Source organism: Streptomyces sp. (assembly GCF_031181555.1).
GTDB classification, from domain to species: Bacteria; Actinomycetota; Actinomycetes; order Streptomycetales; family Streptomycetaceae; genus Streptomyces; species Streptomyces fimbriatus.
The window spans coordinates 25,718-49,159 of record NZ_JAPSKQ010000006.1 but is presented as its reverse complement, the minus strand read 5'-3'; the positions used below and the strand labels follow the sequence as shown (position 1 = coordinate 49,159).

Below are 23,442 nucleotides of genomic sequence, written 5' to 3'. Positions count from 1 at the left end.
ACCCGAGGCCGCCAGGAAGGTCACCGGCCCGCACAACTTCCCTACTGAACACAGGGGTTCCCGTCAGGACCTCTATGAGAATACGATTCTCTCACACGGAAGGGGTGTTTCCATGATCGAATCGAAGGCCTTGAGTCCGTCCCTCGGGGTGGAGTTCACCGGTGTGACGGACCCGCTCGACGACGCCTTCGTCCACCGGGCCGTCGAAGCCCTCACCTGGCGCGGGGTCCTCCTCGTGCGTGGGCTGCACCTCGACGACGAGCAGCAGCTGGCGTTCAGCCGCACGCTCGGCGAGGTGGTCGCGCTGCGCGGCCAGGAGATCTTCCCCATCTCCATCAACCCGGCCAAGAGCAAGAGCGCCAAGTACCTGAAAGGCGCCTTCTACTGGCACCTGGACGGCACCAGCGACGACGTACCCGTCAAGGCGACCACACTGACCGCCCGGCACGTCGCCGCGGTCGGCGGCGGCACCGAGTTCGCCAGCACGTATGCGGCCTACGAGAGCCTGCCGGAGAAGGAACGCGAGCGGTACGAGTCGCTGCGCGTGGTGCACAGCTTCGAGGCGTCCCAGCGGCTGGTGAACCCCGATCCCACCGACGAGGAGCTGGCCGCCTGGCGGACCCAGCCCAGCCACGAGATGTCCCTGGTGTGGCACCGCCGGGACGGGCGCCGCTCCCTGGTGACCGGCACCACCGCCGACCACATCGTCGGGATGGACCCCGACGAGAGCCGTTCCCTGCTCGACGAGCTGCTCGAGTGGACCACCCAGGAGCGATTCCGCTACACCCACGACTGGGAGGTCGGCGACCTGGTGGTCTGGGACAACACGGGGATCCTCCACCGGGCGCTGCCCTACGACGAGAGCTCCGAACGGCTGCTGCACCGCACGACCGTCGTCGGCGACGAGGCGTTCGCATGAGCACTCCGTCGAAACGGACGGCCGTCGTCACCGGCGGTGCCTCCGGCATCGGCCGGGCGATCGCGCGACGGCTCACCACCGACGGCCTCAACGTGGCCGTGTTCGACATCGCGCCGGCCGAGGAAGGCCACGCGTTGACCGTCGACATCACCGACCGGACACAGGTGGACAAGGCGATGGACGCGGTGCGCGACCGCTACGGCCCGGTCTCCGTACTGGTCAACGCGGCGGGCAGGGACGGTTTCACCCGCTTCTCGGAGCTGTCCTTCCAGGAGTGGCAGCGCGTCGTGGACATCAACCTCAACGGGGTGTACCACTGCGTGCAGTCGGCACTGCCGGACATGTGGGAGGGCCGCTGGGGCCGGATCGTCAACATCTCCTCCTCCAGCACACACTCCGGCCAGCCCTTCATGGCCCACTACGTCGCCGCCAAGTCCGCGGTGAACGGGCTGACCAAGTCCCTCGCCCTGGAGCTGGGCCCCCGGGGCATCACCGTCAACGCCGTGCCGCCGGGCTTCATCGACACCCCCATGCTGCGCACCGCCGAGCAGGAGCGGCGGCTCGGCGGCACCATCGAGGACCACATCGCACGGACCCCGGTGCGCCGGGTGGGCCGCCCTGAGGACATCGCGGCGACCTGCGCCTTCCTGGTGAGCGAGGAGGCGGGCTACATCACGGGGCAGATCATCGGCGTGAACGGAGGGCGCAACACATGACGAGGTTGCCCCCGGTGCCGTACGAGGAGTGGGACGCCGAGGCACTGCGACCGCTGACGGGCGGCCGGACAGTACCCCCCTCGAACGTCCTCGGACTGCTCCTCCACCATCCGGAGCTCGCCAAGTCGTTCCTCACCTTCTCCGCCTACTTGCTCGCCCGCAACTCGCTGCCGGAGAAGACGCGCGAGCTGGCGATCCTGCGGGTCGCCTGGCGCCGCGAGTGCCGGTACGAGTGGACGCAGCACGTGCTGATCGGCCGACGGGCCGGCGTGACGGAGGACGACCTGGAGCAGGTGCGGACGGGTGCCGGCACGCTGGTGAACCGTGCCGTCGACGAACTGGAGACCTCCTCCGCCCTCTCCGACGGCACGTACGCGGAGCTGGCGGAGGAGCTGGACGATCGACAGTTGCTGGACTTCGTGTTCACCGTGGGCGCGTACGGAATGTTGGCGGCGGCGTTGAACACGTTCGAGGTGGACCCGGATCCCGGTCTCGACGACGGGGAATCCGGCTGAAGCCTGTGGAGAGAGTGCGGCAACTGCTCGGTGCGGCGTTCCGAGGCGCATGTCGTGTACACGGCTATCTGCCGATGACGGGCGGGTGCCCGCCGCCTCCGCCCACCGCACTCGAATCGGCAGCCCACCCGGTCGGTCCGCTCGGGAATGGGCGTTCTCACGGAAGCGAGGTTCTGCAAACATGCGGGTACGTACGGAACGTTTCAAGAAAGGGACGTTGCCAGTCAGAGCGGTGGCCGCACTGCTCGCCCTTGCCCTCGTCGAGCCGATCACGGCACAGGCGGGCGAGTCACCTGCCACGGCGTCGCTCGCGACGATTTCGGTCGACTTCGGTTTCAGGGAGGGGCAGCTACCGCGGTCGGAGAGGTACAACAATTTCGCGAACGTCACCGCGTGGCCCGGCCAACGTGCTGACGACGCCAAGTTCCTCAACGAGCAAGGTTTGCACGGCGATGTTTATCGGGTGTGGCTGAGCAGCCCCAACGCACCCGCGGAAGACAACATCTTCAACCAGTGCGACCTGAAGACCCGCGCGTGCGACTTCTCCAGACTTGACTCCTACCTCACCGAGGCGAGCACGGTGTCCGACTCCGTGCTGGTCAACCTCAACCCCACGGACTTCATCGAGGGACGCAGGCCGATGAAGCATCTCGAGCCGTTGGTCGAGTTGATCCTGCGCAACCTCAAAGAAAAGTACCCCCGAGTCGACTACGTCGAGGTCTTCAACGAGCCGGACTGGCAGTTCCACGGGCTGGAGCGCAGGCAAGGAGTCCCCGCAGACGGGACAACGGTGCAGCCCGACAGGCTGTACCGCTTCTACAGGCCGTTCTACGAGGCCGTCAACAAGGTCAACAGAAGAATTCGCCGTGCGGACAGGCTGAAGGTGGGCGGACCGGCGCTCATGTTCAGGGACGGCAAGTGGCTGCAGCCGTTCCTGGACGACTACGCGTCCGACAAGAACCCCCGCAAACGACTCGACTTCCTCTCCTACCACGCGTACCTGGCATGGGACGACGACTACCAGGTACCTACGCTCTACAGCCGGGACCTCAGACAGGTCGCCTCGGACCGGGCCACTATCCGGGCGTGGCTGAAGGAACGCCGTCTCGACACCAGGATCCCGACGTTCGTCACCGAGGCCGGTGTCTATCCCGGTCCGGCGTTCGACGACCCCCAACCCAAGAACGACTACCTCCGCCAGGCTGCCGGCCTCGCGACGCTCGGCTACTGGTACTCCCGCCAACCCGACACCCACATGTTCAACTGGTGCGTTCGTCACCGCGTCGAGGAACGCAAGGACCAGTTGGTCACCCGCACCCCGGACGGGCCCCTGACGAACACCTTCACGCCCTACGGCAACATGATGCTGATGCAGTCCAAGATGAAGGACACCAGGGTGTCCGCCGTCTCAGACGGCCTCGAGGAGGACAACGGCGTCTACGCGGTGGCGTCCAAGGACAGGACGGGTGCTTCCCTGATGGTCTGGAACTGGCAGCACACTCACGACCGCAGCTACCGTGCGACGATCGACATGTCCCGTCTCCCGCTGGAGCTCAGGCACCGTCCGGTGCGCCAACGCATGTTCAGGATCGACGCGACGACAAGCAACTACTTCGCCGACCCCGGCACAGCTGGCCTCCAAACGGTGAAGGACAGGATCATCACACCGGGCACCTTCCGCACCGAAAAGATCGACCTCACGCCCAACGCGATGTACCTGATCCTTCTCGAACCCGCGTGACAAAGATGGCGACGCCTTCGAGCCAGGTTTACATCCCAGGTTCGCCTTGTTGTCATGTAGGAGCGGAGAGCCCTGCCGGTTCTGGTCATGGCAGGACAGGGGCGATGCTGCACGGTCGGAGCCGGCCTCGGGTTCAGCCGATGTGTCGGGTGGGTCCTGGCCGCCCTCCGAGGCTGCTACGTCGTGTCACGTCGCTCGAGGAAGCTCTCCCACGTTCGGCTGGTCCCTCCGTCCGAGGATCTTCAAGATCTGGCGGCAGATGTCGCGCTTGAGGCATCGCTGTGCGTTGCGGGGGGTCTTTGCCCTCGCTGACGCGGCGGGCGTCGTACGTCTTTGTGGCGGGATCCAGACGCATCATGATCAGAGTGATTGTGCGCATCGATCGGTTTGGTTAACGGTCTCCTCCCCAGTTGAGCCGATGCCTGTTCGTCGGGCCGGAGGAAGCCGGGATCTGAGCGGCACCGGCGAACGACGCGAAGGCAGTCGCGGGTGCGCAGACGGTGGCACAGCCGGGTACGCGAGTCGGGCCGCGCCGGCCTCAGGTGCGCCCCGGAGCGGCCGTCGAACGAAACCTGCCCCGTCCTCGAAGCGGACGCAGCCCCCGCAGGCTTCCGGGCTCTTTTACCTCACCCCAGGACGCCTCCCTCGACGCGGTCACGGCCCACTCGTCGCGCTCGGCCGCCCGCCGTGCGGGGACCTGCGGCTGAAACCGAACCGGTGCACCAAGCGCGTCGCACCCGACATGCTGCAGGAGATGTGGAACTTCCTGCCGATCAGCGTGGCCACCCCCTCGCCGCCGTCCACACCTGGTCCTCCACTCAGCCGTGCGCGGCCGCCCCTCCCTCGGGATATACCGCCGATTTCTCCGGACAACGCGGCGGCAGACGGCACCGTGAACCGCTCGGGCCACGCGAGACCAGAGCCTGCACGGCCACCGTCCCGCCGCAACCGGTGCCGCTGACAGGCCGGCTTCTCACTCACCCGCAGGCGCCGTGCCACCTCCAGCGGCTTGATCTCCTGCTCGAACAGCTCGGCCGCCGGCATCCGCACCGTCTCCCGGCACCGACGTCCCGCAGCGGTCAGCCCACCCTCCCCCACACACCTCACGGAATACAGCCACCACCCCCAGCCCATCAGGAAATTCGCCGAAGCCCACCCTGACGAGCCGAAGTCAGTAGGGGTGGGACGCCGCGCATACCGGCCAGGAACATCTGTCTGTCCGAGCCGCGTGTATCGAGTGCGGCGGTCCACTGGTTGTCCGGAGAAAGGGTGACCGGGTCGGTGTACTCGGGGTGCGCCGTTAGCCGACGTACCTTTCCGGTCCTCAGGTCAGCGGCGTATACATCGATGCTGGACGACTCGCTGGGGTAGCCGATGTAGGTGACCTCCCGGCCGTCGGCGGAGAAGCCGCGCAGCTCGCCGACAGAGGGAACCTCGGATTCGATCACCAGGCGGTCCGGGGATCCTCGTCTGCCCTCCTTGGTCTGGACGGGCTGCTCATTCTCGGCGGAGTCGAAGAGCCGGGTGACCGCGGTCAGGTCGTAACGGGGGACGCAGGGGCTGCCGGTCTTCGGTGTCGGGTTGAACTTGAGCCGCGCGAGGTAGCTGTACTGGTCAAACCGATTGCCGGTCATTGTGACACTGCTGAAGCCGATGTGCTTGCCGTCGGGGTGCAGACGCAGCTCGCGCATCGAGCCGGTCTCGCCCGAGCCGTCGGCCCGCACGTTCCAGCGGATCGGGTAGGCGCGGATGTCGTCAGGAGTGCAGGCGTGACTGACGATTCGGTACCGGCCGCAGCTGATCACGGTGGTGCCCACCATCACACGCCTGCCGTCTGCGAAGGCCTCCGGGTGCTCCCAGCCGGTGCCAGGGAACTATCCGTCCTTCACGTCGCTTCCGCAGGTCACGCACTTCCAGGGATCGCCGCTCGGGAACGCCGTCCCGTCGGCCCTGATCAGGATGAGCTGTTTATCCCGGTGGACCGAGGCGGGATCGGAGGCTGCGGGGGCGCCGACGAACTCGACCAGGGCCATGACATGGCGGCCGTCCGTGGTGAATCCGCCGCCCTGCAGAGCGTTCCAGTCGGAGCCGATACAGCCGGTGCCGCGCGGGTTCACGGCCTTCGTGCAGGCCCCTTCGCCGTCCGAAGGCGTGGTGGGCGGCAGCGGTAACCGCTCGACGTCGATCCGTTCAGGGCTCGGCGGTGGGGGCGGTGAAAGGACCCTCCGAGTGCCGGCCGTCGTCGGCTGCCAGGCGGTACACGTGAGTAACACCGCCGCCAGCAAGGCCAGCACGCGCCACTAGCGACGCGAGCCGGTGGCAGCTCTTCGTACGGACATCAGGATCTCCTTAAGGATACACCTCTTGTTTCATTTGACAAGAATTACATTCTCTAAAAAGGCAATGCTGCTCTCTCGGACTCATTCCTACCGAACGAAGGCTGCGGCGTCATCGGAGGGTGACCTTCGGTCGGCCGGTTCGCGATCCAGTCACAGGAGACCGTGTGCGCGAAAACATCGGGTGCGCCGTCCTCTCGGGGCGGCCGGTCCACGACCTCCTGTCCATTGAGCACGAAGGCAACGAGGCCGCGGCCCCCATGATGGGGATCCACCTCGGTGATACGCCTGCGAGGTATGGCGTGGTCCGGGTCAAGGAGCGTTCCGAGGCGGTGCGCCATCCTGCGTGGGGGGCAGTACGCACGCATCGCTGCCTGCCGCCGTCACGGTGGTACAAGCGACTGCACCGCGACGTACACGGCTTCCTGAGGGGCACTCGGGCCCCGCATGCCCGATCTCCTCGGTCAGCGTCCAGTGTTCTTTCGCTCCACGCGGTTCTTCCCTGCTGAACCGCAGCACGAACTGTTTGTGCGGCACGTCCTGTTCGTTTGCCCACGGATTGACATCAGCAGGGTCCACAGCGGTGGCCACGCCAACGACCAGCCTGGCCACCGGTCACAGCAAAAGCCGTTGCGTTGCCAGCCGTCACGGGTCCCTCCTCTGCGGATATGGTTCTCAGCCCTGCTCGATCCGCTGCTTCATGTCCTCCAGACGGGTCAGGATGGGAAAACCGTTCACACTGAGCGCGTTGCCGTGCCCGGTCTGGTGGACGTCGAAGACGGCCTGGAGCGCGGCGTAGAAGCCCTGGACGTCCAGGGTCTGGTTGACCGCCCGCTTGGCCTGGCGCAGACCGAAGGACGGCATCCTCGCTATCCGCGCCGCAAGTTCACGTGCCGATCCGTCCAGTTCGTCCAGTGGAACGACCTTGTTGACCATGCCCACCCGCTCGGCCTCGTGGGCGGTGAGCGGGCGGCCGGTGAACAGGATCTCCTTGGCCTTGCGCGGGCCCAGCTCCCAGGTGTGGCCGTGGTACTCGACCCCGCCGATCCCCATGTGCACCACCGGGTCGGAGAACTCGGCGTTCTCGGCGGCCACGATCAGATCGCACGGCCAGCAGAGCATCAGTCCGGCGGCGATGCACTTGCCCTGGACGGCGGCGATGGTGGGCTTGGGGATGTTGCGCCACTTCAGCGAGTATTCGAGGTAACGGCGCGTCTCGGCGTTGTAGATCCACTCCAGGGTGATCTCGTCCGGTCCCGGCCAGCGGTCCTTCAGGTCGTGTCCGGCGGAGAAGTGCCGCCCGTTGGCCCGCAGGACGACCACGCGGACCTCCTCGTCCCGGGCCGCGCGGGTCCAGGCCGCGTCCAGCTCGTCGAGGAGGGCCATGGTCTGGGCGTTGGCGGCCTCGGGGCGGTTCAGCGTGATGACGGCGACGCCGTCTTCGGCTTCGTACAGGATCTGGTCCATGACCGGCGTCCTAACGCGGTAGGCCGAGGATGCGCTCGGCGATGATGTTGCGCTGGATCTCGCTGGTGCCGCCGGCGATGGTGCCGGCGAAGCTGCGCGCGTACCGCTCGAACCAGCTGGAGACGAAGTCCTCGTTGTTCATGTGGTGGTACGGGCCGGTGCGGGCGGGGTGCGGCAGTGCGTCGGCGCCGTGCGCCTCCAGGGCGTGCAGGGAGGCGGCCTGCACGGCCTCGGAGCCGAGCAGTTTGAGCACGGAGATCTCTGCGGGGTTCCGGTCGGGACCCAGCTGGCGGTAACCGAGGAGTCTGAGGGCCGTCAGGTCCATGAGGAGGGTGGCGTACCACTCCTGGCCGGTGCCGGCGTCCGCGGCGTCGCGCACCAGGTCCTGGAGGCGTTCGGCGTACGACAGCCACAGCAGGGTGCGTTCGTGGCCGAGGGAGCCGTTGGCCACGCGCCAGCCCTCGCCGAGCGGGCCGACCAGGTTCTCCCGCGGCACGCGGACGTCGGTGAGGAACACCTCGTTGAAGTCGTGGTCGTCCTCGGCGGCGATCGACCCGAAAGGCCGGCACACGACGCCGTCGGAGGCGGTCGGGATCAGCAGCGCGCTGAGCCCTTTGTGCTTGGGAGCGTCGGGGTCGGTGCGCACGAAGGTGAGGAGCACGTCGGCGTCGTGGGCGCCGGACGTCCAGATCTTCTGCCCGTTCACCGTGAAGGTGTCCCCGGCGAGGACGGCCCGGGTGCGCAACGAGGCCAGGTCGGAGCCCGCCTCGGGTTCGCTCATGCCGAGCGCGGCGGTGATCTCGGCGCGCAGGATCGGCACTGCCCAGCGCCGCTTCTGCTCGTCGGTGCCGAAGGTGAGCAGGGAGGCGGCGATGATGCCAAGTCCCTGCGGGTTGAAGCTGTGGTAGATCCGGCGGTGGGCCAGCTCCTCGAGGTGGGCGAGCTGTTGGGGCAGGGTGGCGTTCCTTCCCCCGTACTCGGGTGGCCGGCCTGGCAGCAGCCAGCCGTTCTCGAAGAGGGCGCGCTGCCAGCGGCGGGCCCAGTCGGGGACGTGGGCGCTGGAGCGGGGGCGTTCGCGGGCCTCCGCCTCCGTGGGCAGGTGTGCGTCGAGGAAGGCGGAGAACCGAGCGCGGAACTCCTCCACCTCGGGGTCGTCGGCGAGCTTCATACGGCCAGCAGGGCCTTCCTGTGGGCGGACGCGGTACCGAGCAGGAGGTCGCAGGCCTGGGCCCGCTTCAGGTGCAGTTGCAGTTCGTTCTCCCAGGTGAAGCCCATGGCACCGAACAGCTGCAGGCCGTGCCGGAAGACCAGGCGCTGGCACTCCCCCGCCGCCGCCTTGGCCATGTGGGCGGCCCGGCTCCGGCGCGGGTCGTCCTCGGCGATCGTGAGCGCGGCGAAGTGGGTGAGGGCGCGGGCCCGTTCCACGGCCACGTGCATGTCGGCCGCCTTGTGCTTGACGGCCTGGAACGAGCCGAGCGGCCGGCCGAACTGCGTGCGCTGTTTCACGTGCGCGAGGACCAGATCGAGGATGCGGCGGCAGGCTCCGACCCCGGTGGCCGCGAGACCGACCAGGGCGAGATCGGGGACGCCGACCGCCAGAGCGCCCGCGTCGACGTGCGCCACGTGCAGGTGCGGGTCGAGAACGTCGACGCGCTCGGCGCCGAGGCTCGCTCCGGACACGACGGTGACACCGTCCGGGGTGAGCAGCGCGATCTCGTCGGCTCGGTCGGCGTCGAGGACATAGTGGCCGGTGCCGTCGAAGACGGCCGTGCCGCTGCCCTCGGGCAGCCGTCCGGCCAGCGGCGCGAACCAGGTGGCGGTGGCCAGGAACGGGGTCGGATCGGCCACGTACCCCAGCTCCTCCAGGATGAGGACCAGCTCCAGCGGCGGTGCCTCCAGCCAGCCCAGGTCCCGATAGGTCTCCCATTGCCGGTCCTCGGGCTGCGGCCGCACCTTGGCGACCGTCTCGCGCACCGTTCGGCGCAGCATCCGCTGCTCCTCGTCGAGTTCGAACTCCATGTCCGGCCTCCGCTCTCCCGAGGTTCTGGTGGCATCCTCTGCGGCACCATGCGCGGCGAGAATAACATTCTCGCTAAGAGGAAGTAAGAGTCTCGTTTCACGCGGAGCGCGATTCGGCAGGGGGAGTGCCACCTCTTTTCACATGTGTGGAGTACCGTTCTGCCATGAGTGTCGTCCCCGCCGAACCGGTCGAGTCCCCTGAGCCCGCGTGGCGGCAACGCGCCGTCGAGCGATCCACCCGGGCCGCGAAGCTGCGCGCCGAGCAGCGCGTGCAACGCTTCCTGGACGCGGCGCAGGAACTGATCGCCGACAAGGGCACCACCGACTTCACGGTGCAGGAGATCGTGGAGCGGTCCCGTCAGTCGCTGCGCAGCTTCTACCAGCACTTCGACGGCAAGCACGAGCTGCTGCTCGCCCTCTTCGAGGACGCGCTGTCGAGGTCGGCCACCGAGATGCGGGAGAAGATCTCGGCCGTGGCGGATCCGCTGGAGCGGCTCAAGGTGGCGGTGGACCTGCTGTACGAGGCTTCCACACCCCGTGAGGGGCAGCAGTCCCCGCTCTTCACCGACTTCGCCGTCCAGCTGCTGGTGAGCCACCCCGACCAGGTGGCCACCGCCCACGTGCCGCTGCTCACCCTGTTCACGGAGCTGGTGGAGGGCGCGGTCGAGGCCGGCCTGGCCGTCGCCCCCCGCCCCCGCCGCACCGCCTCGCTGATCATGCAGACGGCGATGTTCACGGCCCAGGCGCCCGCGGCCCCGGTCGGCGCACAGCCTTCCCGGATCGGCGCGGAGGACGTGTGGGAGTTCTGCCTGGGCGGCATCACCGGGACGGTCCGGGACGCCGCCGAGAACACGGCCGGGACCACCGGACCCAAGAAGACCACGACCGCCAGGAAGACCACGGCCGCCAAGAAGGCGACGACGAAGAGGACCGCCGCCAAGAAGTCCGCCACCGCCAGGGACGCTGCCGGCGGCACGGCCTGACACCGCAGTCGTCCGAGTCGAAGGGTCCGCGTCCGCGCGGACCCTTCCCATCCGACGGCTGGCCCCGGCCCACCGCAACTACGTCATGTTTCTCGGGCAGTTGACGTCTCTTTTGGTCTGACCTTTGATATGTTTCACACATCAGCAACCGGCAGAGGGGTTCCCCGCCGTGGATTTCGAGCTGACCGAGGACCAGGAGACGATACGCAAGGCCGTGGCCGGTCTCCTGCGCGACTTCGACGACCGGTACTGGATGGAGAAGGATCGCGACCACGCCTTCCCCGACGAGTTCTACGACGCCGTCGCCGGCGGCGGCTGGCTCGGCATCACGATCCCGGAGGAGTACGGCGGTCACGGCCTCGGCATCACCGAGGCCACGCTCCTCCTGGAGGAGGTGGCCCGCTCCGGGGGCGGGATGAACGCCGCCAGCGCCATCCACCTGTCCATCTTCGGCATGCACCCGGTCGTGGTGCACGGATCCGAGGAACTGAAGCGCCGCACGCTCCCCCGCATCGCGGACGGCGACCTGCACGTCTGCTTCGGGGTGACCGAGCCCGGCGCCGGCCTGGACACGACGAGCATCACGACGTACGCCCGGCGGAACGGCGACCACTACGTCGTCAGCGGCCGCAAGGTGTGGATCTCCAAGGCGGTGGAGTCGGAGAAGATCCTGCTGCTGACCCGTACGTCGCGGCGCGACGAGGTCGCGAAGCCGACGGACGGCATGACGCTGTTCCTCACCGACCTCGACCGCGACCACGTGGACATCCGCCCGATCCCGAAGATGGGGCGCAACGCCGTCACCTCGAACGAGCTGTTCATCGACGAGTTGCGGGTCCCCGTCCGGGACCGGGTCGGCGAGGAGGGCCAGGGGTTCCGCTACCTGCTCGACGGCCTCAACCCCGAGCGGATGCTGATCGCCGCCGAGGCGCTGGGCATCGGCCGGGTGGCACTGGACCGGGCGGTGGCCTACGGCCGCGACCGTGAGGTGTTCGGCCGCCCCATCGGCATGAACCAGGGCATCCAGTTCCCGCTCGCCGACTCGCTCGCCCGGCTCGACGCGGCGGAACTGGTACTGCGCAAGGCGACCTGGCTGTACGACAACGGCCGGCCCTGCGGACGGGAGGCCAACACCGCCAAGTACCTGTGCGCCGACGCCGGGTTCACCGCCGCCGACCGCGCCCTGCAGACCCACGGCGGGATGGGCTACTCCGAGGAGTACCCCGTGGCCCGTTTCTTCCGCGAGGCCCGGCTGATGCGGATCGCCCCGGTCAGCCAGGAGATGGTCCTGAACTACCTGGGGTCGCACGCCCTGGGCCTGCCGCGCAGCTACTGAATCTTCCGTACCGACGATGAGGAGCTCAGGGATGACCGACCGTACGGAACTGTTCGACCTCACGGGGCGCTCGGCGCTCGTGACCGGAGCCGCCGGCGGGATCGGCTCCGCGGTGGCGGGAGCACTGGCCCGCGCCGGGGCCGCGGTGCTCGTCACCGACGTGGACGGCGAGGCGGCGGCGGCCGTGGCCGGCAAGCTCTCCGCCGCCGGGCTGAGGGCCGACAGCACGGCCCTCGACGTGACGGACCGGTCCGCCGCCGACAGCGCGGCGTCCCGGGCCGCCGCGCTCGCGGGCGGAAGACTGCACATCCTCGTCAACAACGCCGGGGTCACGGCTCCGGCGATGTTCGACAAGCTCCGGGAGGAGTCCGTCCGGCGGCTGATCGACGTCCATGTGATGGGCGCCTTCCACTGCACGCAGGCGGCCCTGCCGTTCCTGCCGACGGACGGGACGGGACGCGTCATCAACGTCACCTCCTCGGCCGGCCTGACCGGCACCCTCGGCCAGGTGAACTACTCGGCCGCCAAGGCGGGCATCATCGGCCTCACCAAGTCGCTCGCCCGGGAGCTGGCGCGCAAGCGCATCCTGGTCAACGCCCTGGCGCCGCTGGCCGCGACCCCGATGACGGAGACCATCCGCACCGACCCCAAGTTCGCGGAGCGCATGCTCGCCCGCATCCCGCTGGGCAGATGGGCCGAACCGGAGGAGGTGGCGGGGGCGTTCGTGTTCCTCGCCTCGGACGCCGCCTCGTTCGTCACTGGCCAGGTTCTGCCGGTGGACGGTGGGATGGTCATGTGACAGGCCCCTTTCCGGCTGTGTTGAATGGTTCAGCCGAAAAGGGACGCCCGACGAGAGGCCCGCACCGTGTCCAGCGCCGATTCCACCCCGCCCACTCCGCGTTTCGAGACACTCACCGTGCCGAAGGCGTCGGACGTGCTGGCGGCCGAAGTGCGCGAGCGCATTCTGTCCGGGGAGTTCGGCGAGGGCACGGCGCTGCCGCCGGAGCGACAGCTCGTGGAGCAGACGGGGCTGAGCCGGGCGACGGTGCGAGAGGCGCTGCGCATCCTGGAGGTCGAGCGGCTGGTCGAGATCCGGCCGGGGCGCGGAGGCGGGGCCTTCGTGCACCGGCCGGGGCGCGAGTCCCTGGCCAGTACGGTGCGGTTGGTGATCCGGGGGCAGCGGATCCGGCTGGAGGCGCTGCACGAGACGCGGGAGGCGATCGAGCCGGCCTGCGCGGCGCTCGCGGCCCGGCGGCGCACCGAGCGGGACCTGGCGGACCTGGACGCCGCCCACGCGGATCTGGTCGGGGCGGGTGACGACGTGCCGCGGTTTCTGCGTGCCAACATCCAGTGGCACAACGCCGTGGCCAGGGCGGGCAGCAACGAGCTGCTCATCGGTTTTCTGAGCGCCCTCTCCGAGTCGATCCACGCCTCCACCGACCTTGCGCAGTTCATGGACGTCCGCATCCGTCGGCTCACCGCGCGTGCCCATGCCCGGATCACGGAGGCGATCCGGTCCGGTGACGCGGAGGCGGCTCACCGGCGGATGAGCCGTCATGTGTGCGGCTTCGCGCGCGCCGCTGCCGAGGTGGACGAGCGGGAGCTGCTGGACCTTCCCGGAGCCGAAGACTGACCACCGATCGGGGTCCTCCTGTCCGGAAGGCGGGCCACGTGAGTCCCTACCTATGCGAGAACGATATTCTCGTTTTAAGGTAACACCATTGACAATATCGGTCTGACCTTTAATACCATCGCCGCATGAGCGACGTGAGCCCCGTCCTGACCGTGACCGCCGACGGCGACGTCCGCGTCGTCACACTGAACCGGCCTGAGCGCCTCAACGGTGTGTCGGAGGAACTGCACCGCCGGTTGTCCGAGGTGTGGGGGGAATTGGCGGAGGACAGCAAGGCCCGGGCGGTGGTCCTGACCGGAGCCGGACGGGCGTTCAGCGCCGGCGGCGACTTCGACCACCTGCTCCGCCACCACGACGACCCGGAACTGCGGGAGCGCTCGATCCGGCTCGACCGGACCATCCAGACGGAGATGATGCGTTTCCCGCTCCCCGTGGTCGCGGCGGTCAACGGTCCCGCGGTGGGCCTGGGATGCAGCCTGGCCCTGGGGTGCGACCTGGTCCTGATGGCCGAGGACGCCTATCTCGCCGACCCCCATGTGTCGGTCGGTCTGGTGGCCGGTGACGGCGGGGTGACGCTGTGGCCGCTGCTGACGAGTCTGCTGCGGGTCAAGGAGTACCTGTTCACCGGCGACCGGATCCCGGCCGCCACGGCGGTCGAACGGGGGCTGGCCAACAGGAGCGTCGCGCCCGCCGACCTGATGGACGAGGCCCTCGCGCTCGCCCACCGGCTGGCCGCCCAGCCCGCGGAGGCGCTGCGCGCCACCAAGGCGGCGCTGGCCACGATGGTGGAGCAGGTGTCACGGGGTGCCATGGAGGCGGCCCTGCTGGCCGAGCGGTCCACGATGACCAGCCCGGACCACATCCGGATCGTCAACGAGCTGGCCTCCCGGGCACACCGCCGCCCGGCCGTCCCCGAGGAGGACTGAGCGTGGAGGCCGAGGAGTTCACCCTGGTCCGCGACATGCTGCGGACGTTCGCGACCCGCTACCGCGTCGGGTCCGCCGACGAGATCGAGCCGCAGACCCGCACGGCCGCGCAGAAGGCGCTGGACGAGCTGGGCCTCGCGGAACTGCGCCTCGCCTCCCCGCCCGCCGCGACGGCGCAGGAGTGCGCGCTGCTCGCCGAGGAACACGGCAGGCAGCCGCTGACGACGTCCCTGCTCGGGACGGCCCTCCTCGCCCCGGAATTGCTGCGCCTGCTCGGGATCACGGTCACCGCGTCCCGCCCGACGATCGCCCTCGCCCACGACCTGCGCTTCCCGCAACGGTCCGCTTCCCCTCTGGTCGCCTGGGACTGCGACGCGGCCGACTGCGCACTGCACGTCGCCCCCGACGGGACCGTGCGGCGGATCGCCCTGGGCCCGCCCACACGGACGGCCGACCTGCTGCGCGCCGTGCGCACGGTCTCCGACGACGGTGACGGGGAGGTCGTCGGACGCCTCGGCTTCAAGGACGGGCAGCGCTGGCAGTCGTACGCCCTGGTCGTCGTGGCCGCCGAACTGGTCGGCGCGGCGGGTGCCTTCGTGGAACTGAGCACGGACTACGCCCGTGACCGCCGCCAGTACGGACGGCTGATCGGGTCCTTCCAGGCGGTGCAGCATCTGCTCGCCGACGCCACGGTCCTGGTCGAGGCGTGCGCCAGTGCCACCCGGTACGCCGCCTGGTGTCTGGACCACGAGCCGCCGGACCGGGCGCTGGCGGCGGCCCGGGTGGCCAAGGCGGAGGTGAACACCTCGGCGGTCGAGGCGGTGTACGCGGGGATGCAGGTGTTCGGCGGCATCGCCCAGACCTGGGAGCACGTCGCCCATCTGTACCTGCGCCGGGTCCTCGTGGGGGCCGGCCTGCTCGCGACCACGGCCGACCTGCTGCCCGTTCTGGCCGATCCCCTCGCCGCCGCCCCGGACGGAGACCGGTCCGGCACGGCCGGGCATCCGGCTTCCGCGACGGCCGAACCGGAGAAGACGCGATGACCGACCTCCCCCTGGACTTCGGCGACCCGGCCGACCTGGAACGCCTGCGTCGCGACTTCCGCGCCTGGCTCGCCGACCACCCGCTCCCCGCTCGCGGCGCGGACGAGCCGGTCCCGGTCTTCCTGCACCGCTGGCACCGCATGCTGCACTCCGGCGGCTGGGTCGGTCTCGACGTGCCGCGGGAGTACGGCGGACGCGGACTGACCTCCCTGCACCAGGTCGTGGTCAGCGACGAGCTGGGAGCACGGGGCGCGCCGGGAGTCCCGCGCATCGGGTATCTGGCCCACGCCCTGCTGGAGTTCGGTTCCGAGGAGCAGCGCCGCCGGTTGCTGCCGCGCATGCTCGCGGGCGACGACGTCTGGTGCCAGGGCTTCAGCGAGCCGGGCGCCGGCTCGGACCTGGCCGGGATGAGCACCCGAGCCGATCGCGGCGCGGACGGCCACTACATTATCAACGGCCAGAAGTTATGGACCAGTTACGCCCAATACTCCGGTCTGTGCCTGTTGCTGGCCCGCACCGGCCCCACCACGCCCCCACACACCTCGATATCGGCGTTCGTGCTGCCCCTGGACCGTCCAGGGGTGACTGTGCGGCCGCTGCGCGCGGCCAACGGTGACGACGAGTTCTGCGAACTGTTCCTCGACGACGTCCGTCTGGCGGAGTCCGAGCGCATCGGCGCCGAGGGTGACGGGTGGGCACTGGCGATGACGACCGTGGCGTACGAGCGCAACGCCCTGGACACCGGCCACCTGTCCAAGTACGGGCTGCTGATCGAGCGGCTGCGGCGCCGGGCCCACGAGCGCCGCGGCACCCTCGCCGACGGGCTGCTGTCGGACATCGGCCGGTGCGTCGTCGACTACCGGGTCCTGGTGGCCCACTCCCGCCGCCGCACCGCCGAACGCCTGGCCGGCCGGGCCGCGGGCCCGGAGTCCTCCGTCGACAAACTGCTGATGACCCGTGCCGAGCAGCGGCTGTACGAGACGGCGCTGAAGGTCTTCCCCGAGGAACTGCACGGGGAGGGCGGGGAGGTCTTCGGCGACTACCTCTACTCCAGGGCCGCGTCCGTCTACGGCGGGACGTCCCAGATCCAGCGGAACATCATCGCCAAACGCCTGCTGCGTCTGCCGGCCGACGGCCGCGGCTGAACGGAGTCCCGTCATGCGACACGACCAGGAGTTCCAGAGCATTCCGAACGTGGTCAGAGCCGCCGCGCGGCGGTTCGGCGACGCGACCGCACTCGTCGAGGGGGACCGGCGCATCGGGTTCCGCGAGCTGGAGGGTCTGATGGTGCGGGCCGTCGCCTCGGCGCAGGCCCTGGGCATCGGACCGGGCGACCGAGTGGGCCTGTGCGCCCCGAACTCGGTGGAGTGGATCGTGGCGGCCCTCGGCATCCAGGGCGCCGGAGGCGTCGTCGTCCCGCTCAACACCCGGTTCAAGGCACGGGAACTCTCCTACATCCTGCGCAAGTCCGGTGCCAAGGCCCTCTTCGCCGCCGCGTCCTTCCTGGGCAACGACTACACGGCCGACCTCAGGCGGGCGGACCCGGAGCTGCCCGCGCTGCGCACCACGGTGTCACTGCCGGGCGCACCCGGTACGGCCGACGTGACGTGGGAGCGATTCCTGGAGCTGGGATCCGGGCCGGCGCAGGCGCACGAGGCCATCGACCGGCTCACCCCGGACCACGTCAGCGACGTGATGTTCACCTCCGGCACCACCGGCCATCCCAAGGGCGTCGTCCTCACTCACGGGCAGTCCCTGCGCGCCTACGGCTGGATGTCCTCGGAGTACGGTTTCCGCGCCTCCGACAGCTTCCTGGTCATCCCGCCGTTCTTCCACTGCTTCGGCTACAAGGCGGGCTGGCTCGCCTCGTTCCTGCACGGCGTGACGGTGATCCCGATGGCCGTCTTCGACGCGGGGCGGGCGCTCGAGGTGATCGAGCGGGAACGGGTCAGCATCCTGCTCGGCCCGCCCACCATCTTCCACGACCTGATCCACCACCCCGGCCGCCCGGGCCGCGACCTGTCGTCCCTGCGGGTGTCCATGACGGGCGGCTCCACCATCCCGGAGTCCCTGATCCGCGCCATGAAGAAGGACTTGTCCTTCGACGTCGTGCTGAGCGCCTACGGCCTCACCGAGTCGACCGCGCTGGTGACCACCACCCGGCCCGGTGACACCGAGGAGACGGTGGCCCGCACGACCGGACGGCCCATCCCCGACGTGGAGGTCCGCCTCACCGACGCGTCCGGGCAGGAGGTCCCGCCGGGCCGGGACGGGGAGATACAGGTCCGCGGCTACAACGTCACCCAGGGCTACTGGGACGATCCCAAGGCCACCGCCGCGGCGATCGACGGCGACGACTGGCTGCACACCGGGGACATCGGACACCTCGACGCGGCGGGCAACCTCGTGATCGTCGACCGCAAGAAGGAGATGTACATCGTCGGCGGCTTCAACGCCTACCCGGCCGAGATCGAGAAGCTGCTGCTCGGCTGCGAGCACATCGCGCAGGTGGCGGTCATCGGCGTGCCGGACGCGCGCATGGGCGAGGTCGGCTGCGCCTTCGTCGTGCCCGCACCCGGCGCCGACCCCACCGAGGAGGACGTCGTGGCGTGGGCGCGTGAGCACATGGCCAACTTCAAGGTGCCCCGGCACGTCCGGTTCGTGGACGCGCTGCCCCGCAACGCCAGCCTGAAGGTCCTCAAGGACGACCTGCGCGCCCGGTACGGGGACGGTGGGCGCCGGTGACGGAGGGACCGCTGGCCGGGGTCACCGTGGTGGCGCTGGAGCAGGCCGTGTCGGCGCCGATGTGCACCCGCACCCTCGGCGACTTCGGCGCGCGGGTGATCAAGGTGGAGAACCCCCGGGGCGGGGACTTCGCGCGGCACTACGACGATGTCGTGGGCGGCCTCGCGGCCCACTTCGTGTGGGTCAACCGGGGCAAGGAGTCGGTCGCGCTGGACCTGAAGACCGACTCCGGCCTCGGCGTGCTGCACCGGTTGCTGGACCGCGCCGACGTGCTGGTCTCCAATCTCACCCCCGGTACGACCGCCAAGCTGGGCCTGTCCCCCGCCGATCTGGAGGCCGCCCACCCGGGCCTGATCGCCGTCGAGATCGACGGGTACGGTCCCGGCGGCCCGCTGTCCCACAAGCGCGCCTACGACCTGCTCGTCCAGGCCGAGTCGGGGGCGTGCGCGGTGACCGGACACCCGGGGGCGCCCGCCAAGCCGGGCCCACCGGTGGCCGACGTGTGCAGCGGCCTGTACGCGGCGCTCTCCGTCCTGGCCCTGCTGCACGGCAAGGGACGCGGTCGGCCGACCGCGTCCGTCGCGGTGAGCCTGTTCGACACGATGACGGAGCTGATGGGCTACCCGCTGACGTACACCCGGCACTCCGGGGTCGAGCAGCAGCCGCTCGGCATGGGCTCGCCCGCCGTGTCCCCGTACGGCGCCCACCGGACCGCCGACGGGCACACGGTCGTCCTCGGCACCACCAACGACCGCGAATGGCAGCGTCTGGCCCGGGAACTGCTCGGTCGGCCCGATCTGGCGGACGACGAGCGGTTCCGCACCAACGCCGGGCGGGTGGAGCATCGGGCCGTCCTGGACGCCGAGATCACCGCCTGGTGCGCACGGCACGACCTGGCGGACATCCAGGCCCGGGCGGACGCCGCCGGGATCGGCAATTCCCGCTTCAACACCCAGGCCGACGTCCTGGCGCACCCGCATCTGGCGGCCCGCGGCCGTTGGCGGGAGATCGACACGCCGGGCGGACCGGTGCCCGCCCTGCTTCCGCCTCCCGTGATCGCGGGGTACGAGCCGCCGATGGGGGCGGTGCCCGCGCTGGGCGAGCACACGGACGCCGTGCTCTGCGAACTCGGTCTCACCGACGAGGAGATCGTGGCACTGCGCGAAGAGGGGGCCGTGCGGTGACCGTTCTCCTCACCGACGACGCCGAGGGGGTGCGGACCCTGACGCTGAACCGCCCGCACCGCAAGAACGCGATCGACGCCGAGCTGTGGGAGGCGCTGCGCACCGCGCTCGACGACGCCGGACGGGACCGGAGCGTCCGCGCGCTGGTCCTCACCGGGGCGGGCGGCGCCTTCTGCTCGGGCGCCGACATCTCCAAGGGCCTCAGCGACGTCCACCCCGTGTACCGCATGCGCACCCTGACCGACGTGACGCTGCTGTTGCACGAGCTGCCCGTGCCGACGGTCGCCAAGGTGACGGGGGTGGCGGTGGGCGCGGGCTGGAACCTCGCGCTGGGCTGCGACCTGGTCGTGGCGACACCTCAGGCGAGGTTCTCGCAGATCTTCACGCGGCGGGGGCTCTCCCCCGACTGCGGCGGCTCCTGGCTGCTGCCGCGGCTGGTCGGTCTCCAGCAGGCGAAACGGCTCGCACTGCTGACGGAGACGATCGACGCCGAGGAAGCCCGCGCGCTGAACCTCGTGACCTGGGTGGTGGACGCCGGAGAGGTGGACGCCTTCGTCGACGGCCTCACCGCGCGTCTGGCGGCCGGCGCCCCCGTGGCCCTCGCCCAGACCAAGGCGCTGCTCAACGAGGGCGCCGACCGCACCCTGCGCGAGGCGCTCGCCGGCGAGGCGCGGGCGCAGGCGGCGAACTTCGCGACCGCCGACGTACGGGAGGCGTACGCGGCCTTCGCCGGAAAACGCGATGCCCATTTCACCGGCGGCTGGGCGGTGCCCGGCGCGAGTGCCGGACGATCGGAGGACGAGACGTGACTCGGGAAGCGGTGATCGTCGGTGCGGTCCGCACCGCCGTCGGCAAGCGGGGTGGTGGACTGTCCGGCGTCCATCCGGCGGACCTGTCGGCGACCGTGCTGAACGCCCTCGCGGAGCGGACCGGTATCGATCCGGAGGTGGTCGACGACGTCGTCTGGGGCTGTGTGTCCCAGATCGGCGACCAGTCGAGCAACATCGGCCGGTACGCGGTGCTCGCGGCGGGCTGGCCGGAGAGCGTTCCGGGGACGACGGTCAACCGGGCGTGCGGGTCGGGCCAGCAGGCGCTGGACTTCGCCGTGCAGGCAGTCCTGTCGGGCCAGCAGGACGTGGTCGTGGCGGGTGGCGTCGAGGTGATGAGCCGGGTGCCGCTGGGAGCCGCGAAGGCGGACGGGATGCCGTACGGCCCGCAGGTCCTGGACCGCTACCGGGGCTTCTCCTTCAACCAGGGGATGTCGGCGGAACGGATCGCGCGGAAGTGGGGCTTCTCGCGGGAGGACCTCGACGCGTACGCGGCGCTCTCGCACGAGCGCGCGGCGGCGGCGCAGGACGCAGGGGCGTTCACCGCGGAGATCGTGCCCGTGGCGGGGGTCGACGCCGACGAGGGGATACGGCGCGGGACGAGCGCGGACACGCTCGCGAAGCTCAAGCCCTCCTTCCAGGAGGACGGCGTGCTCCACGCGGGCAACGCCTCGCAGATCTCCGACGGGGCCGCGGCCCTGCTGGTCACCACGGCTCACAAGGCACGGGAGCTGGGGCTCGCTCCCCTGGTCCGCTACCGGGCCGGTGCGGTCGTCGGGTCCGATCCGGTGCTGATGCTCACCGGGCCGATCCCGGCCACCGAGAAGGTGCTGCGCAAGGCGGGCCTCGCCCTCGACGAGATCGGTGTGTTCGAGGTGAACGAGGCGTTCGCCCCGATCCCGCTGGCCTGGCTCGCCGAGACCGGCGCGGACCCGCAACGGCTGAACCCCCTCGGCGGAGCCATCGCGCTCGGCCACCCGCTGGGGGCCTCGGGAGCGGTGCTGATGACCCGCATGATCCATCACATGCGCGCACACGGCATCCGCTACGGCCTGCAGACCATGTGCGAGGGCGGCGGCACCGCGAACGCCACCGTCGTCGAACTCGGCGACTGACGACGGGAGTCACCGTGCGCAGAGACGTCTTCACCGCGGATCACGAGGACTTCCGGGAACTCGTCCGGGACGTCGTGACCAAGGAGGTGGTCCCGCACCACGCCGACTGGGAGAAGGCCGGGCGGCTGCCCCGCTCGTTCTTCGAGCGGCTCGGCTCGCTCGGCCTGCTGGGCATGGCCATCCCCGAGGAGTACGGCGGTGGCGGGCAGCCCGACTACCGCTACAACGTCGTCCTCCAGGAGGAGGCGGCCCGCGCCCTGGTCACCCTGGGCACGGTCCGCACCCAACTCGACGTCGTCCTACCCTACTTCCTCGCCTACGCGGATCAGGAGCAGCGCGCGCGCTGGTTCCCTGGCCTGGCCTCCGGCACACTGCTGACCGCGATAGCGATGACCGAGCCGGGCACCGGCTCCGATCTCGCGGGGATCCGCACCACCGCCGTACGGGACGGGGACACCTACGTCCTCAACGGCGCGAAGACCTTCATCACCGGAGGGCTGCTGGCCGATCTGGTGATCGTGGTGGCGCGCACGGACCACGACCCCGATGACCGGCGGGCGGGACTGACGCTGCTGGTGGTGGAGGACGGGATGCCCGGGTTCACGCGCGGGCGGGTGCTGGACAAGATGGGCATCAAGGCGCAGGACACCGTGGAACTGGCCTTCGACGACGTCCGCGTGCCCGTCGCCAACCGGCTCGGCGAGGAGGGCGGGGCCTTCGCGTACCTCGGGCACAACCTGCCGCAGGAGCGCATGACCGTGGCGGTCGGCTCGGTGGCGCAGGCGCGGGCGGCGCTCGACACCACCATCGCGTACGTCAAGGAACGGGAGGTGTTCGGAACCACCGTCGCCTCGTTCCAGAACACGAAATTCGAACTTGCAGCAGTGGAAACCGAATTGGAGGCCGCGCAGGCGGTGCTGGACCGGGCCGTGCTCGAACTGGTCGACGGCCGGCTATCCGGCGCCGACGCCGCCAAGGTCAAGCTGTTCTGCACGGAGGTGCAGGCACGAGCCGTCGACCGGTGCCTCCAACTGTTCGGCGGGTACGGCTACATGCTGGAGTACCCGATCGCCCGGCTGTACGCGGACGCGCGCATCACCCGCATCTACGCCGGGACGAGCGAGGTCATGAAGGTCATCATCGCCAAGTCCCTGGGGTTGTGAGGCATGGAGGACTTCTCTTCGCGCCCGGGCGTCGCCCTCGTCGCGGGCGGCACCGGCGGCATCGGCTCGGCGATCGTACGGACGCTCGCCGCCCGCGGCTGCGATGTCGTTCTCACCTACCGCGCCAGCGGGGAGGCCGCGCACGCGCTCACCGACGAGGTGAAGGCCGGCGGGTGCCGGGCTGCGGCGGTCGGGCTCGACCTGACCGACGAGGAGGCGACCGGGAAGGCCGTGCGCGACACCGCGTCGGACTTCGGCGGCCTGCACACGGTGGTCTACGCGGCCGGGCCGCACGTGCCGATGACCCACCTCAGCAAGGTGACACCCGGTCAATACCGTGGGCAGCTGGAGGCCGACGCGGTCGCGTTCTTCAATCTCGTCCACCCCGCGCTGCCGCTGCTGCGGAAGAGCCGGGGCTCCGTCGTCGCCGTGACGACGGTCGCCACCCGGCGTTTCCCGGTCCGCGACGGACTCTCCTCGGGCGTCAAGGGCGCGGTCGAGGCCGTGGCCCGGGCGCTGGCGGCCGAGGAGGGACGGTACGGCGTCCGCGTCAACTGTGTCGCTCCCGGCATGCTCACCGACGGCATTGCGGGCCGCTTGATCAGCACGGGCGAGCTGGACGAGGACGCCCTCGCCGTCACGCGACGCAACATCCCCCTGCGGAGGTTCGGGCAGGCGCAGGACATCGCGGAGGCGGTCGCGTTCCTCGCGTCCGACCGGGCCGGGTTCATCACCGGGCAGGCGCTGGGGGTGGACGGCGGGTACAGCGTCTGA

22 protein-coding genes are annotated in these 23,442 nt (G+C 70.0%); 17 read left to right on the top strand and 5 right to left on the bottom strand.

Annotated features, from left to right (window positions below):
• The first annotated feature begins 112 nt into the window (after positions 1-112).
• The 4 genes from RIM90_RS02600 to RIM90_RS02585 all read left to right on the top strand — a co-directional run bounded on the left by RIM90_RS02600 (position 113) and on the right by RIM90_RS02585 (position 3,891).
• Entirely contained in the window at positions 113-919 is an 807-nt protein-coding gene (locus tag RIM90_RS02600) for a TauD/TfdA family dioxygenase (protein ID WP_309058855.1), read from the top strand.
• Entirely contained in the window at positions 916-1,635 is a 720-nt protein-coding gene (locus tag RIM90_RS02595; protein ID WP_309058854.1) for an SDR family NAD(P)-dependent oxidoreductase, read from the top strand. Before RIM90_RS02600 ends, RIM90_RS02595 begins: the two co-directional genes overlap by 4 nt.
• Positions 1,632-2,150, top strand: a complete 519-nt coding sequence (locus RIM90_RS02590) for a carboxymuconolactone decarboxylase family protein (protein ID WP_309058853.1) — start codon at positions 1,632-1,634, stop codon at positions 2,148-2,150. Before RIM90_RS02595 ends, RIM90_RS02590 begins: the two co-directional genes overlap by 4 nt.
• A gap of 232 nt (positions 2,151-2,382) precedes the next feature.
• The gene (locus RIM90_RS02585) at positions 2,383-3,891 is read left to right on the top strand and encodes a hypothetical protein (RefSeq protein ID WP_309058852.1); all 1,509 of its coding nucleotides are present in this window, start codon (positions 2,383-2,385) and stop codon (positions 3,889-3,891) included.
• A 1,133-nt stretch (positions 3,892-5,024) separates the two neighbouring features.
• Here the strand turns inward: RIM90_RS02585 and RIM90_RS02580 are convergent.
• The 5 genes from RIM90_RS02580 to RIM90_RS02560 form a co-directional block, all read right to left on the bottom strand.
• Positions 5,025-5,711 (bottom strand): hypothetical protein, encoded by a 687-nt coding sequence (locus RIM90_RS02580; RefSeq protein ID WP_309058851.1) that lies wholly within the window; start codon positions 5,709-5,711, stop codon positions 5,025-5,027.
• A 54-nt stretch (positions 5,712-5,765) separates the two neighbouring features.
• Entirely contained in the window at positions 5,766-6,185 is a 420-nt protein-coding gene (locus RIM90_RS02575) for a hypothetical protein (RefSeq protein WP_309058850.1), read from the bottom strand.
• A gap of 717 nt (positions 6,186-6,902) precedes the next feature.
• Positions 6,903-7,694: an enoyl-CoA hydratase gene (locus RIM90_RS02570; protein WP_309058849.1), complete on the bottom strand. Its 792-nt coding sequence runs from the start codon at positions 7,692-7,694 to the stop codon at positions 6,903-6,905.
• A gap of 10 nt (positions 7,695-7,704) precedes the next feature.
• Positions 7,705-8,862 carry an acyl-CoA dehydrogenase family protein gene (locus RIM90_RS02565; protein WP_309058848.1) on the bottom strand — a complete coding sequence of 386 codons (1,158 nt, stop codon included), beginning with the start codon at positions 8,860-8,862 and terminating at the stop codon, positions 7,705-7,707.
• Positions 8,859-9,713, bottom strand: coding sequence for an acyl-CoA dehydrogenase family protein (locus tag RIM90_RS02560; protein WP_309058847.1), 855 nt, complete (start codon positions 9,711-9,713; stop codon positions 8,859-8,861). The genes RIM90_RS02565 and RIM90_RS02560 overlap by 4 nt, the downstream gene beginning before the upstream one ends.
• Before the next feature lie 164 nt (positions 9,714-9,877).
• Between RIM90_RS02560 and RIM90_RS02555 the strand changes: the two genes are divergently transcribed.
• From RIM90_RS02555 to RIM90_RS02495, 13 genes are all read left to right on the top strand, one after another.
• Complete coding sequence (locus RIM90_RS02555; protein ID WP_309058846.1) at positions 9,878-10,696, top strand: TetR/AcrR family transcriptional regulator; 819 nt, start codon at positions 9,878-9,880, stop codon at positions 10,694-10,696.
• A 169-nt stretch (positions 10,697-10,865) separates the two neighbouring features.
• Complete coding sequence (locus RIM90_RS02550; RefSeq protein ID WP_309058845.1) at positions 10,866-12,032, top strand: acyl-CoA dehydrogenase family protein; 1,167 nt, start codon at positions 10,866-10,868, stop codon at positions 12,030-12,032.
• Between the two features lie 31 nt (positions 12,033-12,063).
• Positions 12,064-12,831, top strand: coding sequence for an SDR family NAD(P)-dependent oxidoreductase (locus tag RIM90_RS02545; RefSeq protein WP_309058844.1), 768 nt, complete (start codon positions 12,064-12,066; stop codon positions 12,829-12,831).
• Between the two features lie 66 nt (positions 12,832-12,897).
• Entirely contained in the window at positions 12,898-13,665 is a 768-nt protein-coding gene (locus RIM90_RS02540) for an FCD domain-containing protein (protein ID WP_309058843.1), read from the top strand.
• A gap of 125 nt (positions 13,666-13,790) precedes the next feature.
• Positions 13,791-14,591 (top strand): enoyl-CoA hydratase/isomerase family protein, encoded by an 801-nt coding sequence (locus tag RIM90_RS02535; RefSeq protein WP_309058842.1) that lies wholly within the window; start codon positions 13,791-13,793, stop codon positions 14,589-14,591.
• Positions 14,592-14,593: 2 nt separating this feature from the next.
• Positions 14,594-15,634 (top strand): acyl-CoA dehydrogenase family protein, encoded by a 1,041-nt coding sequence (locus tag RIM90_RS02530; RefSeq protein WP_309058841.1) that lies wholly within the window; start codon positions 14,594-14,596, stop codon positions 15,632-15,634.
• Positions 15,631-16,779 (top strand): acyl-CoA dehydrogenase family protein, encoded by a 1,149-nt coding sequence (locus tag RIM90_RS02525; protein WP_309058840.1) that lies wholly within the window; start codon positions 15,631-15,633, stop codon positions 16,777-16,779. Before RIM90_RS02530 ends, RIM90_RS02525 begins: the two co-directional genes overlap by 4 nt.
• Before the next feature lie 13 nt (positions 16,780-16,792).
• Positions 16,793-18,379: a FadD3 family acyl-CoA ligase gene (locus tag RIM90_RS02520; protein ID WP_309058839.1), complete on the top strand. Its 1,587-nt coding sequence runs from the start codon at positions 16,793-16,795 to the stop codon at positions 18,377-18,379.
• Positions 18,376-19,563 (top strand): CaiB/BaiF CoA-transferase family protein, encoded by a 1,188-nt coding sequence (locus tag RIM90_RS02515; protein ID WP_309058838.1) that lies wholly within the window; start codon positions 18,376-18,378, stop codon positions 19,561-19,563. The genes RIM90_RS02520 and RIM90_RS02515 overlap by 4 nt, the downstream gene beginning before the upstream one ends.
• Positions 19,560-20,372 carry an enoyl-CoA hydratase-related protein gene (locus RIM90_RS02510; RefSeq protein ID WP_309058837.1) on the top strand — a complete coding sequence of 271 codons (813 nt, stop codon included), beginning with the start codon at positions 19,560-19,562 and terminating at the stop codon, positions 20,370-20,372. Before RIM90_RS02515 ends, RIM90_RS02510 begins: the two co-directional genes overlap by 4 nt.
• Entirely contained in the window at positions 20,369-21,505 is a 1,137-nt protein-coding gene (locus tag RIM90_RS02505; RefSeq protein WP_309058836.1) for a thiolase family protein, read from the top strand. Before RIM90_RS02510 ends, RIM90_RS02505 begins: the two co-directional genes overlap by 4 nt.
• Before the next feature lie 14 nt (positions 21,506-21,519).
• Positions 21,520-22,668 carry an acyl-CoA dehydrogenase family protein gene (locus RIM90_RS02500; RefSeq protein ID WP_309058835.1) on the top strand — a complete coding sequence of 383 codons (1,149 nt, stop codon included), beginning with the start codon at positions 21,520-21,522 and terminating at the stop codon, positions 22,666-22,668.
• A gap of 3 nt (positions 22,669-22,671) precedes the next feature.
• On the top strand, positions 22,672-23,442 hold the full coding sequence (locus tag RIM90_RS02495) for an SDR family NAD(P)-dependent oxidoreductase (RefSeq protein WP_309058834.1): 771 nt from the start codon (positions 22,672-22,674) through the stop codon (positions 23,440-23,442).

Bases quoted from the DNA above. Each gene is read 5' to 3' on its own strand.
- RIM90_RS02600 (WP_309058855.1), top strand. From the start codon at position 113: ATGATCGAATCGAAGGCCTTGAGTCCGTCCCTCGGGGTGGAGTTCACC.
- RIM90_RS02595 (WP_309058854.1), top strand. From the start codon at position 916: ATGAGCACTCCGTCGAAACGGACGGCCGTCGTCACCGGCGGTGCCTCC.
- RIM90_RS02590 (WP_309058853.1), top strand. From the start codon at position 1,632: ATGACGAGGTTGCCCCCGGTGCCGTACGAGGAGTGGGACGCCGAGGCA.
- RIM90_RS02580 (WP_309058851.1), bottom strand. From the start codon at position 5,711: ATGGTGGGCACCACCGTGATCAGCTGCGGCCGGTACCGAATCGTCAGT.
- RIM90_RS02570 (WP_309058849.1), bottom strand. From the start codon at position 7,694: ATGGACCAGATCCTGTACGAAGCCGAAGACGGCGTCGCCGTCATCACG.
- RIM90_RS02565 (WP_309058848.1), bottom strand. From the start codon at position 8,862: ATGAAGCTCGCCGACGACCCCGAGGTGGAGGAGTTCCGCGCTCGGTTC.
- RIM90_RS02560 (WP_309058847.1), bottom strand. From the start codon at position 9,713: ATGGAGTTCGAACTCGACGAGGAGCAGCGGATGCTGCGCCGAACGGTG.
- RIM90_RS02555 (WP_309058846.1), top strand. From the start codon at position 9,878: ATGAGTGTCGTCCCCGCCGAACCGGTCGAGTCCCCTGAGCCCGCGTGG.
- RIM90_RS02545 (WP_309058844.1), top strand. From the start codon at position 12,064: ATGACCGACCGTACGGAACTGTTCGACCTCACGGGGCGCTCGGCGCTC.
- RIM90_RS02535 (WP_309058842.1), top strand. From the start codon at position 13,791: ATGAGCGACGTGAGCCCCGTCCTGACCGTGACCGCCGACGGCGACGTC.
- RIM90_RS02525 (WP_309058840.1), top strand. From the start codon at position 15,631: ATGACCGACCTCCCCCTGGACTTCGGCGACCCGGCCGACCTGGAACGC.
- RIM90_RS02520 (WP_309058839.1), top strand. From the start codon at position 16,793: ATGCGACACGACCAGGAGTTCCAGAGCATTCCGAACGTGGTCAGAGCC.
- RIM90_RS02495 (WP_309058834.1), top strand. From the start codon at position 22,672: ATGGAGGACTTCTCTTCGCGCCCGGGCGTCGCCCTCGTCGCGGGCGGC.